General features: G+C 32.3%; 12 protein-coding genes. 1 reads left to right on the forward strand and 11 read right to left on the reverse strand.

Going from position 1 to position 14418, the window contains the following annotated elements; all coding sequences use genetic code 11:
- Window positions 1–372 precede the first annotated feature (372 nt).
- On the reverse strand, window positions 373–855 hold the full coding sequence (locus AEQSU_RS05940; protein WP_014781955.1) for a hypothetical protein: 483 nt from the start codon (window positions 853–855) through the stop codon (window positions 373–375).
- A 127-nt stretch (window positions 856–982) separates the two neighbouring features.
- Here AEQSU_RS05940 and AEQSU_RS16120 point away from each other — a divergent pair, with 127 nt between their 5' ends.
- Window positions 983–1840, forward strand: coding sequence for a class I SAM-dependent methyltransferase (locus AEQSU_RS16120; RefSeq protein WP_014781956.1), 858 nt, complete (start codon window positions 983–985; stop codon window positions 1838–1840).
- A gap of 5 nt (window positions 1841–1845) precedes the next feature.
- Here the strand turns inward: AEQSU_RS16120 and asnB are convergent, their stop codons facing one another.
- From asnB to AEQSU_RS06000, 10 genes are all read right to left on the reverse strand, one after another.
- The gene (asnB, locus tag AEQSU_RS05950) at window positions 1846–3726 is read right to left on the reverse strand and encodes an asparagine synthase (glutamine-hydrolyzing) (RefSeq protein ID WP_014781957.1); all 1881 of its coding nucleotides are present in this window, start codon (window positions 3724–3726) and stop codon (window positions 1846–1848) included.
- Between the two features lie 11 nt (window positions 3727–3737).
- A complete protein-coding gene (locus tag AEQSU_RS05955) occupies window positions 3738–4724 on the reverse strand; it encodes a glycosyltransferase (RefSeq protein ID WP_014781958.1) in 987 nt (328 codons plus the stop codon).
- Window positions 4717–5961: an O-antigen ligase family protein gene (locus AEQSU_RS05960; RefSeq protein ID WP_014781959.1), complete on the reverse strand. Its 1245-nt coding sequence runs from the start codon at window positions 5959–5961 to the stop codon at window positions 4717–4719. Before AEQSU_RS05960 ends, AEQSU_RS05955 begins: the two co-directional genes overlap by 8 nt.
- A complete protein-coding gene (locus tag AEQSU_RS05965) occupies window positions 5942–7168 on the reverse strand; it encodes a hypothetical protein (RefSeq protein WP_014781960.1) in 1227 nt (408 codons plus the stop codon). Before AEQSU_RS05965 ends, AEQSU_RS05960 begins: the two co-directional genes overlap by 20 nt.
- Window position 7169: 1 nt before the next feature.
- Window positions 7170–8492: an oligosaccharide flippase family protein gene (locus AEQSU_RS05970; RefSeq protein WP_014781961.1), complete on the reverse strand. Its 1323-nt coding sequence runs from the start codon at window positions 8490–8492 to the stop codon at window positions 7170–7172.
- A 56-nt stretch (window positions 8493–8548) separates the two neighbouring features.
- Window positions 8549–9757, reverse strand: a complete 1209-nt coding sequence (gene wecC, locus AEQSU_RS05975) for a UDP-N-acetyl-D-mannosamine dehydrogenase (RefSeq protein WP_042491692.1) — start codon at window positions 9755–9757, stop codon at window positions 8549–8551.
- Window positions 9747–10883, reverse strand: coding sequence for a non-hydrolyzing UDP-N-acetylglucosamine 2-epimerase (gene wecB, locus AEQSU_RS05980; RefSeq protein WP_014781963.1), 1137 nt, complete (start codon window positions 10881–10883; stop codon window positions 9747–9749). The genes wecC and wecB overlap by 11 nt, the downstream gene beginning before the upstream one ends.
- A gap of 5 nt (window positions 10884–10888) precedes the next feature.
- The gene (locus tag AEQSU_RS05985; RefSeq protein ID WP_014781964.1) at window positions 10889–11857 is read right to left on the reverse strand and encodes a hypothetical protein; all 969 of its coding nucleotides are present in this window, start codon (window positions 11855–11857) and stop codon (window positions 10889–10891) included.
- Window positions 11858–11872: 15 nt separating this feature from the next.
- The gene (locus AEQSU_RS05990) at window positions 11873–12262 is read right to left on the reverse strand and encodes a hypothetical protein (protein WP_014781965.1); all 390 of its coding nucleotides are present in this window, start codon (window positions 12260–12262) and stop codon (window positions 11873–11875) included.
- Window positions 12263–12586: 324 nt separating this feature from the next.
- Entirely contained in the window at window positions 12587–14287 is a 1701-nt protein-coding gene (locus tag AEQSU_RS06000; protein WP_014781966.1) for a DUF6909 family protein, read from the reverse strand.
- Between the last annotated feature and the right edge of the window lie 131 nt (window positions 14288–14418).

A 14418-nucleotide genomic window follows, 5' to 3' on the forward strand; every position in this document is an offset into this window, starting at 1 on the left:
TTAATTGCTGACCATTTCGAAGTTTGGTTATAAGCGTGTGATAAGTTAAATTTAAAACAACCTATTGTATGTTTAATTTTAAGGTGAAAGTTAATGGTTCATATCCCGTTTCATCAACAACCTCCTCAATTCAAAGCTGATGGTATTATATGCCAAAATTAATACCTCAATAAATAATCCTCTTTTACTATATTTGCCCTTCAAAATAATTTTGCACTCGCAAAGAGTGTTCAAACCGCAACAGAAAACTTGCTCATAGTCCAATAACAAAGCTAATGTCAGAAAAAATTTACACGGATTTAAACGGAGAATATCTACAAAAAAATCCTACTTGGCATATAGAAGATTCTCCTTGGAAAGCATCACAAATTGTCAAAATGTTGGCCAGAAATCCAATAAATCCCCAGATGTTGTTTCAATCGGGATATTTAGATTTAATTCTTGAATGATGTTTCCAGAATGATAATCCCATACTTCTGTCCATAATGCTGGAGCAAATTCTGCTAGGAGCACGCTGTGTGCTTTAGGTCTAGCACTTTCAAATTTTAAACAAGTTCTCCCGCCAATATTCGTGATTTCTTGATTTCTATGATCCTCCCAAGGTTCAATAATGCCATCACTATTAATATCTATATCCATTTCGTGTCTTGGAACCCAATACCATCTTTTATTATAAGTTATTTGACGCATTTCTGCATAATTACAATAATCAAATCCTTCATAGAAATATTCGCTATTTAAATCAAAAACCACGGGTTGGCTTTCGCACGGTTCTATTGGACCTTTTAATTGTTGTCCCAAAAAATGAAGCGGAATAAAAAGAATTGTTAAAAATATAACTAGTGATTTTATCATAATAATGATTTTAAGACTATAAGATACTAAAAAAATTAAAATTTGCACAGATTTTTTCTTCAAATATGCTTTCCATCGTTAAAATAAATACATTTGCACAAGTTTTACAGAAAATCTTTTATAAGAAATGATACAGCACGAAGAAATTGAAAAAGTAGAAAATTTTTGGAATGAACATCTCTGCGGAAAGCAATTTGTAAACGAGGAAATTTATACCCCTGCTTTTTTTAACGAATACAGAGCTTTTAGATATAAAAAAGAGCATCATTTGCTCGAAATAATAAACGAGTACGATAGCAGTAATAAAGATACCTTGGAAATAGGTTTGGGTGTAGGTGCAGATACTACACAGTGGGCCGCAAAATCAAAATCCCACACTGGCATAGATTTAACCGATGAGGCTGTTTATTCCACTACTAAACATTTGGAGCTTTTGGGTCTAAAAGGAACTATTGTAAAAGGAAGTGCGGAAGAGCTGCCTTTTAAAAATGAATCTTTTGATCTTGTTTATTCCCAAGGTGTATTACACCATACTGACAATATAGAAAATACATTCAGTGGCATACATAGGATTTTAAGACCGGACGGGGAATTTATAATTATGCTCTACACCAAAGATTCTTTTAATTATTGGTTTAGAATACAAATGTATTTTAGAGCACGGATGTTAGCAGAGATCTTTAAAAATAAGATAGGTTTAAAATCTAATCCAACTTGGGCTGAACATTACCAAAACTTTAAAAAAATGGGATGGAAATATCTTTCTTGGAAAGAGTTTCCGCATCATTGCACGGATGGGCCTAGTTGCACAATCGCAAATATTTATTATAAGAAAGAAATTATAGACTTGTTGGCTAAACATAATTTAATAGTTGAACGAACTGAAAAATATCATTTTCCCATTTCCAGCAAACATCCAAAACTGGAGAGAAGCCTTGCTAAATATCTGGGTTTTTATAGATTTTATTGGGGCAAGAAAATATAATATTTTCAATCCACAAATTCTCTAAACCAAATTTCAATCGTCAATAACATGTATATTTGGTAGGCATAATCTGCTATGCCCTGTCTATCATTATCTATCATCTTTTTTACAAATCTGTAATTAAAAATCCCTCGTTTTGTTATTTGGGCTTCAGATAAATAGTCATCAACCATTTTTTTCAAGTCTTTTGATATCCAAGACCTGATAGGCGCACCAAAGGATGCTTTTTTTCGGTTAGTTATATAATCGGGTAAATAGTTTTCTGCTGTTTTTTTAAGAAGGTATTTCGGTACTCTATTTTGAAATTTTATTTTTCCCGGAATTGCCATTGCCGCATTTATAAAATCCCTATCAATAAAGGGAACGCGAACCTCTACCGATGCCGCCATAGATGCTCTATCGGTATAAGTAAGATTAAGCCCAAGCATAAACATTTGGATGTCCGTGTTGCATATCTTGTTTATAATATCACCATCAAATTTGGCATTAAAAATAGCATTGTGCTTTTCATATAGACCGTCTATTTCCTTTGAAAAGTCGCCTTGAAATAATTGTCCAAGTTCTACCTTAGAATAATAACTATAACTGCGCATATAGGTTTCATGTTCTGGCAAATCAGTAAAGGAAAGAAATCGTTTTGCCCAACGCGCCAACTTTAATCCTCCTTTTTCACTTTTTACAGGAAAGAAATTTACCGTTCTCTTTATTGTATTCTTTAAAAAACGAGGGGTTTTATTATATTTCAATGCCAATAAAGTTGCCATATGTCTTCTGTAACCAAAGAAAATTTCATCAGCTCCCATTCCCGAAAGTAATACTTTTTCACCTCGTTGTGCTGCCATTTTTGAAATGAGATAGGTATTAATGGCAGCAGGATCACCAATGGGTTCATCCAAAGTATAAACCATTTTGGGAAGCAAATCAATTATTGAAGAATCTACAATAATTTCTTCGTGGTTAAACCCAAATTCATCTGCCAACCGCTTCGCGTACTTTTGGTCATCGGGCATTTTTTCAATTTTCTTATCCTCTTGAGAAGTTCCAATTGTATATGTGTTTAATTTTTGAAGTCTTTCTTTTGCTAACACAGAAATCAAGGATGAATCCAACCCACCGCTCAAAAAGCTACTTACTGGTACGTCTGCAATTAAATGACGGTCTATTGTATTATGGAGAGCGTTATCTAATTCTGACAGCACATTTTCAGCTTTCTTTTCTTTTTCATTCAATGACCAAAATTGCTTGGATTTTAGAACTCCTTTTTCATCGAGTACGGAATAACTACCAGGCGGCAATTTTACAACATCGTTAAAAATGCAAACGTCATTTGGGATCCATAAATAGTTTAGAGCCGCTACCAAGGCTTCCTTATTTATTTTTTTAGATGTAATTCCAAGTTTTACAAGTGTTTTTAATTCTGATGAAAAAGCAAATTGTTTTTTATTGTGATAATAAAATAAAGGCTTAATTCCGAAATGATCGCGAGCCAAAAAAGTTTCGTTACTATTTTTATCGTAAATACAAAAGGCAAACATCCCTATGAAAAGATCCAGACATTTTTCCTTTAGATGATAAAAAGCTTCAATGACTACTTCAGTGTCTGAAGTAGTGGTAAATTTTGATTCATATTCTAGTTCTAATTTTCTCCTTATTTCAAGATAATTATAAATTTCACCATTAAAAACAAGAACAAGATCGTGCTTTTCAAAAGGTTGATTGGCACGATTTTCAAGATCAATAATAGAGAGACGTTGATGGCTCAAAGAGATAAAGTCATCTTCCCAAATTGACTGATCATCAGGGCCTCTGTGTTTTTGAATCTCATTTGCTTTTTTTGCAAATTCACTTTTGTTTTGAAATCCAATAAAACCTGCAATTCCACACATAGATAATATTATTAATTATTAAGCATCTGCTTATAAATTTTAATTAAGTCGTAATGATATTGTAAATCTTCTTTGTTCTTTAAAATATTTTCGACTGGTTGCGACAATGTTTGCGAGATTTTTTCAGTCATATCTGTCAAGTTGTTATCCTTAAATAAAACCGTTCCCTTAGGCCTAACACAGACGTCAGTCGCAATTGCAGGAATTCCTAAGTCCATTGCTTCCTGCAAGGCAATTCCATACCCATCTACTAAATTGGTTTTGAGTAGAAAAGAACAATTTCGAATATATTCGACAAGATTTTCTTCGTATATTATTTCTACCGAGTCCATTACGCCATAAGTTTCAATAATTTTATTCAAATAATCCAAATCCGAAATTTTTTTATTCCCAATCAGAAACAGCATTTTATATTTGTGAGTATTCATTTTAAGAAAATGAAGCGCCAATGGAATATTATATATCTTCTCTGAGAGTTCTTTCGTAACTTTCCACACACTAAAAAGAAAATATATTCTTTGATCCTTCTTTAGTTCTTTAGTAGAAACATTGAGAGGTGGTACGTAAGCTGGTAATAATATGGAATCAATATCTTTTAAAAGCAATAATTTATTAATATTTTCAGAAACAGATATCACTTTTATATTTTTTGTTTTGGTTAGACAAAAAAGATTTAATCTACTTAGTTCTCCAGCGTGAATTGTAATAATAAACTTAGTTTTATTAAAATAAGAAAATAAAAAATAAAAAATATAATCAATGCTTACGACCATTTCGTGAAAATGGAATAATTTATATTTCTTAATAAATAAAATTTTTAAGTACCAAAACACACTTTTATGTGTAGGAATCACATTTTCTTTTTTATAAGATCCAAAATTAAAAATCGTGTAATCAATATTTTCGCTTTCTAAATATGGTTCTATTCTTTTAATATGTACAGAAATTCCACCGAGAGGTGGTGGATAAGCTCCGTAAATAGCTAATTTTTTATTCATGTTCGCGCATTAGAAAGAAACAATAGAAAAATGAGAGAAATTGTACTCCACGGGAGACAAAAATTGTTTCAGTGATGGAGGTAATAGCAATAATTAGAAAAAACATAAATAAAGATACATCTTTCCTTGATAAACTGCTCCACAACAAATTATGCATGATAAGTAGATAGACCGCCAAAAGAAAAATTCCCCCCATTAAAAGAGTCTGCAAATAGCTGTTATGGACATTATATTTATTATCTAAAAAAAGGATATGACCCATCTCTTTATATTTTTTAAGTAAGGCCTTTTCCGTGGCACCAGTACCTAATCCAAAAAATGGTCTTTCTTTTATTAAGCTAACTGCATCCTTCCATAAAAGAAACCTTCCATGTTCTTCAGGAATACCGCCTTCGTTAATTGATTCGATATTATTGAATTTATAGTCATATGAAAGCCCAAAAGTATAGAATATTCTTTCCTTCACAATAGGTATTTTATAAACCAAAAAGACCATCAAAATGAAACTGGAAATAAATATAGCTGCAGACCGAAATTTTTTATATCCATTTTTGGTACGAAAATTTCTAAAGAAATAAATCACGAGTAAAAAAAGAAACAAAATATAACCAATCCTACTTCCATAAAAAATAATGGCTGTCATTTGTATTAACAAGGTGGTAATAAGTAAAAATCTTTTTCCAAATAAATCCTTTTTTAGAAATAAAACAAAGCTTAATGACAAAAGAGTAAACATTGATAAATAAGTGGGATGCTGTTTAAATACTTCTAAAAAATCATACCTATAGAAATAATACCAGTTGAATATCCCGCCACGATTCCAAAACCCAATTTGTCTACTAATGGCAACAATTAAACAAATTATAAAAAAAATAGTAAGAGAGTGAACAAAGACTTTAATAATTCTAAGTCTTTCTTTGGAACTGAAGATGGGAGCTGTTATAAATAAAATTGGGAAAAGTAAAAAAGGAATAAAACGGACTAGAATCTTTTGGGATTTATAAAAATCCCCTCCATGAAATGAACCTAATATTAGAAATAAAAAAAATAAGACTAACGGCCAAAGTTTATTCTTTTTTGTTAATTTGTTAAATGTGATACTCTTATAATTTATTAACCAAGCTAAAAGAAAAATCATAATCCCGATGGATCCCGTAGTTATTGAAAAAATATAACCAATCGCTGCAGTGGCTGCGCCAAAAACTAAGAAAATTCTTTTAGCGTCTTTCGAATTCATGGTTTTCTAAATTTAATTCTAACTTATCTCCATATTTGCTCAATAGTAATAACATCATCATAAAATGAATTCCTGCGATACCGCTCTCAAAAAAATGTCCTGCAGTTGCAACAATTAGAAAGAAGACTATCCCAAAAAATAACTTAAAATACTTTTCAAAAGGTAATAATCTAAATATTCTGTAAAAAACATATAGGTATATAATAGAACCCGCAATGCCAAAAAATAAAAGAAGATCTAAAAAACCCATTTCTATGTAGTGAGCCACTACATCTTGACCTCCAAATATGTAATTCGGAATACTCCAATATTCAAAGATAAGAGGGTAAAGCTTATCTTGAATATATACATTCCTGCCAGAAAAGAGTGCAAAAGTCAATCCCTCTTTATAGTACATATACATAAAGGTATTGTAAGAATTGAGAATAATTTTATTTATCAAAGTACTAAATAAAAAGTATCCTATAACTATTGATGAAACACCAAAAGTCAAAATATTTTTAAATGAAACTTTTTTAAAGATATGGAAGAATAAAAGAAATATAAAATATAGAAAAACCGCTTTTGTAGCTACAACTAATGAAGTAAATAAAATAAACCAGAAAAAAAATTCTTTAATATTCAAATAATAACGTCGATAATAAACTATGGTTAAAGCAAAAATAAATATAAAAGATGCCTCATTTTGAGCAAAAATAAGACCATCATATCCAAACCGCCAGGGACCGGGATAAGTTTTAAAAACTTCTATACCAAGTATAAGCCCTGTAATTATAAATATGCCGTTCAGAGTCATTATAAACTTATATACTTTTAGCAATAGAAAGGGATAAGATTTTGATTGTAATATATCTAACGCAAGCAAGAAAAAAATAAAAGGGAAAAAATATTTAAAAAGGGTGTTGAAGTTTTCAAAAAAGTTAATTTCAGAAAAATTTAAACTTAGAAAAAATTGTCCAATCAAAAAACTGACCAAAAGAATGAACAGTACAATCAAAATACTAAATTTAGCTTTTCTGAGTGTAAGAACAGCGTACCCTAAAATTAAAATTTCAAAAATTGCCTTTATAATAGCGCTATATCTGAAAAAGCCAGCTTCCTCTTTTAATAAGTACTTTCCCATTCCATCTGAAAAATAAAATAGCGTAAATGCTATAGCCATAATGCCCATAGAAATTATTGCAATTCTTTTATTCTTAATGATCATATTATTTTTTTAATCTTATGCCAAGGAGTGTCTTTAACTCATTTATCTCAAACCATGAAAATACGCCTATTTTTTTACTAATAAAATAACTCCCTACAATTGTCCAAAATGCCAGTGCTAATGTGCTCGCTATGGCTATTCCTTGAAGTCCAAACATTTGGATAAAAACAAATGAACTAATCAATTTTATCACAAAACTTATTAATAGAATATTCTGAAATAACTTTTGATGATTTGTCATTTGAAGTAATAAACTTACGGGGCCAAATATTGAGTTTATGAACTGACCCAGTGCTAGCCATACTAAAACGGACATTCCAGAAATAAATTCCTTTCCAAAAAATCGCAATAAATCTTCTTTAAAAATAATAATTCCTAAAAAGGGAATAACAATCATAGGCAGTGTAAAAAGGAAATTTTGAGTAATTATTTTTTGCAATTCAGATATATTTCCCTTGGCATAAATTTCTGATATTCTTGGTGCAAGAAAAGCATTGAATGCTGTAAAACTAAAAGAAATTAAAGTAGCTATTTTTAAAGCAACACTATATATACCAGCTTCATCTTTGGTCAGAAATATATCAATAAAAATAAAATCTACCCATACAAGTATGATAATAAGGGCTGACGAAAATAAAAATTCTTTGGAAATTAAAAATATTGATTTTATCGAATATCTATTAGTGGATAATACTCCTTTAACATTTAGATTTTTTATATAAAATCGAACAACAAAAAATGAAAATAACGCATTAAGAAATAAGCTAGCTATATATAGAAAAAGAATATTTTCAGCATTATTACTATATGTAAAAATTATAATAAAAAATATAGTAAATAAATATTTCGCAAACTGGGTAAAATAACTATACCATTCTACCTTTTTCATTCCTTGTAGAACAGCACTATGCAAATCGATGAAGATATTTAAAGTAAGACCTATTGTGGTAAGCGAGTATATATTATTTTTTAAAAAAAAGAAAAGTAATATCGACAAAAAAATTCCCCCGCAGCTCAGTGGAAAAAGATACGTTTTGAGTATAGCATAATAAATTTTTTTTACATTTTGGAACTTTAGTTCAGTTATTAGTGATGATATCTCTTTAACTAAGTAAAGATCAAGTCCTATATAAAATAACGTACTTAATATAACTATATAGGTCATAAAAAGTGCAAAAACCCCATTTCCTTCAGCACCATATTTTAAAGCAATAAGATATGACAGTACATAACTTCCTATTGCCCCGAGCATTTTAATTACAGTACTCGCCATACCCCGGGTAAAGAGATTGTTTTTGTCTAAAATCTTATTATGGAGCTTCATTTAGTTGAAAATTTTCTTTACTAAATCTAAATTCTTTTAGAAAAACAATATATTAATCAACACAATACGCCACAAAAATCAAAAATCGTTTTGTTGTCTGGCAAAGAGAGATTTTTGAATTCCGTGTGCGCCACTAAAAATACCAATATATCTGCCTTTTCAATTGCTTCATTGGTTTGCGTAAGCTCTCTTTTAGTTTCCTTTTTAAGATTTGGCTCTACGTTCAGCGTTTTAAAACCGTCGCTTTCTAAAGCTTCGCAAACGTGTACTGCTGGAGATTCACGCAGATCGTCAATATTAGGTTTGAAAGCAAGACCCATACAAGCTACAATTGCATCTCGACCATTATCAATTTTGAAACGCAAGGCTTCATTCTTTACCTTTTCAATGGCCCAATCGGTTTTATAATTATTTATTTCTCGAGCGGATCGGATTATTTTTGCTTCATCAGGAAATTCAGAAACAATAAACCACGGATCTACCGCAATACAATGACCGCCAACACCAGTTCCTGGCTGCAGAATATTTACTCGTGGATGTTTGTTAGCCAAACGAATCAACTCCCAAACGTTGATGTTTGCTTTATCACAAATCATTGAAAGTTCATTGGCGAAAGCAATCTGCACATCTCGTGATGAGTTTTCAACTAATTTGCACATTTCCGCAGTTTGTGAATTGGTCTTGTGTAATTCACCTTTCACAAAATGTTTGTAGAACCAAACTGCACGTTCAGTTGAAGCTTCATCAATACCGCCGATAGCACGGTCGTTCTGCTCCAATTCATAAATAACATTTCCTGGTAAAACCCTTTCTGGACAATAGGCTATAAAGATTTCGCCCTTCAATTCTGGACGTTGCTTAAAAATAATTTCCTGTACTTTTTGCGTTGTGCCAACAGGACTGGTTGATTCTAAAATAACCAAAGCGCCTTTTTTCAAAGTTGGAATCAAATTATTCACTGCGCTTTCCACATAAGAAAGATCTGGAACGTGGTTTTCTTTGAATGGTGTTGGTACAGCAATTAAGTAAACATCGGCTTCCACAGGGCTTGTGGCGGCTTTTAAAAAACCTTGTTTCACAACGTGATGCACCAATCCGTCAAGATCTGGTTCTACAATATGGATTTTCCCTTCGTTTATAGTGTTTACCACATTTTGTGAAATATCAACTCCTGTTACATTCACTCCTTTGCTGGCAATCAAGGCTGCTGTAGGCAAACCTATATAACCAAGTCCCATCATTACTACTGTGGGTTTATGCTCCATGATTCAAATTCTTGATAAATTTTACTATTCTGGCCGTTGCTTTTCCGTCTCCATACGGATTATGCAACTGAGTCATTTTTTTATAATATGCTGAATCGTCAAGAAATTTTTGCGTCTCAACAATTATTTTTTCAGTATCTGTACCTACCAATAAAACAGTGCCTTCTTCAACAGCTTCAGGTCTTTCGGTAGTTTCGCGAGTTACCAATACTGGTTTTCCTAAACTTGGTGCTTCTTCTTGTATTCCGCCGCTGTCGGTTATGATTAGGAATGATTTTTCCATCAACCAAATAAAAGCTGGATAGGCAAGTGGCTCGGTTAAAATTATATTTGAAATTCCCGAAAGCAGCTCGTGTACGGGTTTTAAAACGTTAGGATTTAAATGTACAGGATAGATTATCTGTACACTAGGATTTTTTTCAGCAATGCTTTTTAATGCTGAACAGATTTTTATCAAGCCTTCGCCATGGTTTTCCCTTCTGTGACCAGTAACTAAGATTATTTCATTCTGAAAATCTAAAACTGTCTTTAGTTTCTCAATCTCTTCATCTTTGAAATTTTCAGAATTCACTTTTTCGATTCCGTAAAGAAGGGCATCAATAACAGTGTTTCCAGTTACCAAAATGTTTTCTTCGGAAATGTTTTCGGCCAAAAGATTATTGTTGGAAAGGTTGGTAGGAGCGAAGTGATAGTCCGCAATTTTACCAGTAAGCTGTCTATTGAATTCCTCCGGAAAAGGATATTGACGGTCAAAAGTACGAAGTCCAGCTTCCACGTGACAGATTTTAGCGCCGCTGTAAAAAGCTGCAATTCCAACTGCCATGGATGTTGTTGTATCACCGTGAACGTAAACGAAATCGGGTTTCACTTCATCTAAAACCGGTTTCATATTTTCAATGATTGTGGCGGTAAGACTATAGAGATTTTGATTTGGCCGCATTAAATTTAGATCGTAATCTGGTACGATTTCGAAAAAATCCAACACTTGATCCAGCATTTCACGATGTTGGGCGGTTACGCAAACTTTGGTTTCAAAAGTATCGTTTCTCAAAAATTCGCGCACTAAGGGCGCCATTTTTATAGCTTCAGGTCTTGTTCCAAAGACAATGAGGTTTTTTTTCTTCATAATGTCTATCTCGCATTCGTTTCAGCAATATGCTTCATCTTTTTATAAATATACCTTAGAAAGAAAAATCCCGAAAAAAGTAATACTAGAAGTAAAGGGTATTTTAATTTATTGCTAACCCTAAATATTGATACTTCAGAAATATTGTAATTTATAGAAGCCACTTTGATAATATTTTGTTCATCAATCTTTTGCATATTCAACCTGAGCAAACTGTACATCATTCTTTCCTTAGATTCTATTACATCGTTAAGTTGGCTATTATCACTAACTAAAACAGAGGGTGTATTTGTGTTAGTTCTCTGTCCGGATGCGCTCAAAATCGAATCAATCTTTATTATTGTCTTTTCCGTATTTGCAATTCGAAACTCTGTGTTTTTACGGCCTTCGCCCATATAATCATTAAAATGAGGACTATCATTTAAGAAATCCATAAGATTATTAACTATCTCTTTTGAAGAATCTTTTCCTTCAATTTTAATGTATAAGTGATGGTATTTGTAATATTGAAAATTTTGGGGATCTATTAAAAATTTTGGGATATCCTGTTTGTCTGTAAGGATTTTAAATAGTTCAACACGTGTGGGACTACTTGTAGCGTAGGAGAATATATCAATAATAGGCTCAGCTTCTATTTTTTTCAAATTTTTAAATTCCCGCCCCAATATAGTTTTAAGAAAAAGACTATCATTGTTCTTAAGCTTTGCCGAAAGTTCATCAATTCTATCATAAAAGTATTGTGTACTTTCAAAATTTGGAATAACTATCAATTCGTTATTGTAGATCTCCGTTTTGTTTTTATCCACAAAGTAACCCAATACAACTCCAACGATTATCAAAATCAGAAATATTAGGAAATACTTCATAAAAAAAGCTATAATCATAAAAAGAAGCCTTACAAAGGATCTGAAAAGACCTGAAATCTTCCCGAAAAGATACCCTAAGTCTATTTCATCTTGATTGTTCTGTGCCATAATAAATGCTATTGATTAATTGATATAGTTAAATACTGACTGATAACTTTCATTCCTGCCTCTAATTGAAACCATAAACGTTCTTTCATCTTTTGAATTGTCCAAAAAACTAAGTTCCATCGGCGCGGCAAAAGTACGGTAATGGTTTGTTTTTGCAAGACTTGCCTCTTTTAATTTTTCTGATCGACTTTCTTTATGTTTAGCTAAACACAAAAAGACGGTTTCGTTGCTATTTTTACATTGAAAAACGCGTTGTTTGGCATAACTTTTCAGCAAAATAAAATTTTTAATGTTTAGGTTTTCTTTTGAAATAAAGACAAATTCAAGATCTGGAAAACTGGCAGACACATTGTTTATGCATCTTCTCAATTGTCCATTAACACTTTGATTCGAAAATTTTTCCATGAAATTGCTTCCCTGACACTGGGAAATTGTAAATCATTTTCTGAATTTATAAATTCTTCCTTTTGAAGATACCAATGCAACGCTAAGGTTGCGTCCCTATAGATTATTCCACTTTCTAAAGTCCAGTGGAAATTATTTTGAAAAAGCGGCGAATCAATTATTGAAATTTTAAAAGAAACCGTATTCAAATTTCCCAGATTTTCTCGATAAATAAGATTATCTATAACAAATATTTCTTCTTAAGAAATTTAAAGAAGCAGCTTAAATAATTAAAATTTTTGAAGTCTTAATAATTTACCATCAAGACTTTAATCTCTTTTAAAATTATTTTTTAGGCACATCTAAAATCTGATTTAACATCTTTTCGGTAATTAAATAGGTTGGTTTTACGCCAGTTGTTCCCAAACCACCCGAGGCTAAAGTGCTTCCTGTTTCCAAAGGATTATCTGATGCGTAATAAGCATAACGAACCTTTACTTTTGGGCTTATGCTTCTGCGTATTTTTGCCGCTGCCTGAATTGCTTTTTGATAATGCGCACCTTCCATTTCAAGGCCAATTACATTCCACGTAGAATTGTGGAAAAACTTAAGCACATCTCTATTTTGAAGTGAAGTTCCCAAAACTGAAATCATAGTCCCTTTAAAAACTTTTACATCATCGTCTTTAAATAACGATTTATCCATTTGATTCTTGAAAGGATAATTGTCTGCCGTCCCTTCAAAAACGTGGGCTGACGGAATCATAATATCTCCTTTACCACCTTCCAAAATTCCCGCTTTCCCCATAATGGAAACTGAAGCCACGTTCAAGAAATGACGCGTTTTTTCAGCATCTATAAAGGGTTTTAAAAGCTCATCCATAGTTTCATAAGCCTGTTCGCCGAAAGCGTAGTCCATTACAACGATTACTGGTTTTTTGGAATCCTCCAAACCATTTAATCCTTCAATATAAGAGCTTTTCTTAATTTTGGCAGTATCAATTATCTGAATGTCAATATTGGTTCCACTTTGGTCTTCAATAAAAATCATCCCTTCAGCTAAAGCTATTGTTGTAACCTTTTCACGCATTTTCATATTCATTGGACTACTTAAGGCTTCAAAAACTTCCATAGGTTTTTTCTTTGAAAAATCTGCTGGAAGTGCTTTTGGACCGTAAAGACTATTCATTACACTGTGCATATTAGCACTAATAATGTGTATTGGACGCTTTAACAAACCCATTTTCTGTAAAGTATGTTTTATACTAAAAGCCCATTGCTCTCCGTGAATATGGTGACCCAATCGCTCTCGCAACACCGGACTAAAAGTAATAATGCGTTTGTTGTCTCCCACCATTTCATCTATGGCTAGTTTACCAAGAAAATAGATAATATTGAAAAACCTGTTTTCATCTTTTTCACTAGCGAAATAAGGATATACGCTTTTTACCTCTTCAAATGTTCTTCCAAGGAAATTTGCTGTGTGGGTAAGTGTAATTTCTTTTTCCTCTTGTGTTAGCTTGCCTTTTTTAAGTACGGCTTGTTCCAGTTTTTTCCAGTCGCGGATTACTTCACCATTCTCGTTGATGAGAATTTGTCTCATAATCTTATGCGATTCAATAAATAGAAAGGTTAAATGCGTAAGGATATCATAGATTTCAGATCGACCACGAGTGATTTCAATATTCATCTGCTCCGAATCTATTCGATAACAATTTCTGCGACGTTTTAGTGGAATTATCGGCGCAAAATGTGAGTCTTTATAACCTTCATCACTGGTTAGATTGATGAACCTACATTCTTCAATTCCATGAGGCAAACGATCCATAACGTAGAGCAGGCCTTGCAATTCAATTTTATCCTCTGTTATGGAACCATAAATCTCGGGGCGCAGTGTTAACAAAGCTTCCCGAAGCGATTCGCCCGAAACTCCCATAGGTTTGTAGAACCCACGGTTAAAGAGGTGGCGCATGGTTATGTAAAGTCGCTCAATGGCTTGGGTGCTTTCTTGAGCGCGTGTTCTGGTGTGTGATCTTAATTTTGTCATTAAATGCAAAGATAACACTAATTTTATGTTTGAATTCTAGTCATATTCGGATAACACATAAGACCGCTTCAGCTTCACTATTGATTTAGATTTGGATTGATTTTGACGGTTTGAATCACGACCGCTTCGCT

The sequence above is a fragment of the Aequorivita sublithincola DSM 14238 genome (assembly GCF_000265385.1).
Lineage (GTDB): Bacteria > Bacteroidota > Bacteroidia > Flavobacteriales > Flavobacteriaceae > Aequorivita > Aequorivita sublithincola.

Bases quoted from the DNA above. Each gene is read 5' to 3' on its own strand.
- AEQSU_RS05940 (WP_014781955.1), bottom strand. From the start codon at position 855: ATGATAAAATCACTAGTTATATTTTTAACAATTCTTTTTATTCCGCTT.
- AEQSU_RS16120 (WP_014781956.1), top strand. From the start codon at position 983: ATGATACAGCACGAAGAAATTGAAAAAGTAGAAAATTTTTGGAATGAA.
- asnB (WP_014781957.1), bottom strand. From the start codon at position 3,726: ATGTGTGGAATTGCAGGTTTTATTGGATTTCAAAACAAAAGTGAATTT.
- AEQSU_RS05955 (WP_014781958.1), bottom strand. From the start codon at position 4,724: ATGAATAAAAAATTAGCTATTTACGGAGCTTATCCACCACCTCTCGGT.
- AEQSU_RS05960 (WP_014781959.1), bottom strand. From the start codon at position 5,961: ATGAATTCGAAAGACGCTAAAAGAATTTTCTTAGTTTTTGGCGCAGCC.
- AEQSU_RS05965 (WP_014781960.1), bottom strand. From the start codon at position 7,168: ATGATCATTAAGAATAAAAGAATTGCAATAATTTCTATGGGCATTATG.
- AEQSU_RS05970 (WP_014781961.1), bottom strand. From the start codon at position 8,492: ATGAAGCTCCATAATAAGATTTTAGACAAAAACAATCTCTTTACCCGG.
- wecC (WP_042491692.1), bottom strand. From the start codon at position 9,757: ATGGAGCATAAACCCACAGTAGTAATGATGGGACTTGGTTATATAGGT.
- wecB (WP_014781963.1), bottom strand. From the start codon at position 10,883: ATGAAGAAAAAAAACCTCATTGTCTTTGGAACAAGACCTGAAGCTATA.
- AEQSU_RS05985 (WP_014781964.1), bottom strand. From the start codon at position 11,857: ATGGCACAGAACAATCAAGATGAAATAGACTTAGGGTATCTTTTCGGG.
- AEQSU_RS05990 (WP_014781965.1), bottom strand. From the start codon at position 12,262: ATGGAAAAATTTTCGAATCAAAGTGTTAATGGACAATTGAGAAGATGC.
- AEQSU_RS06000 (WP_014781966.1), bottom strand. From the start codon at position 14,287: ATGACAAAATTAAGATCACACACCAGAACACGCGCTCAAGAAAGCACC.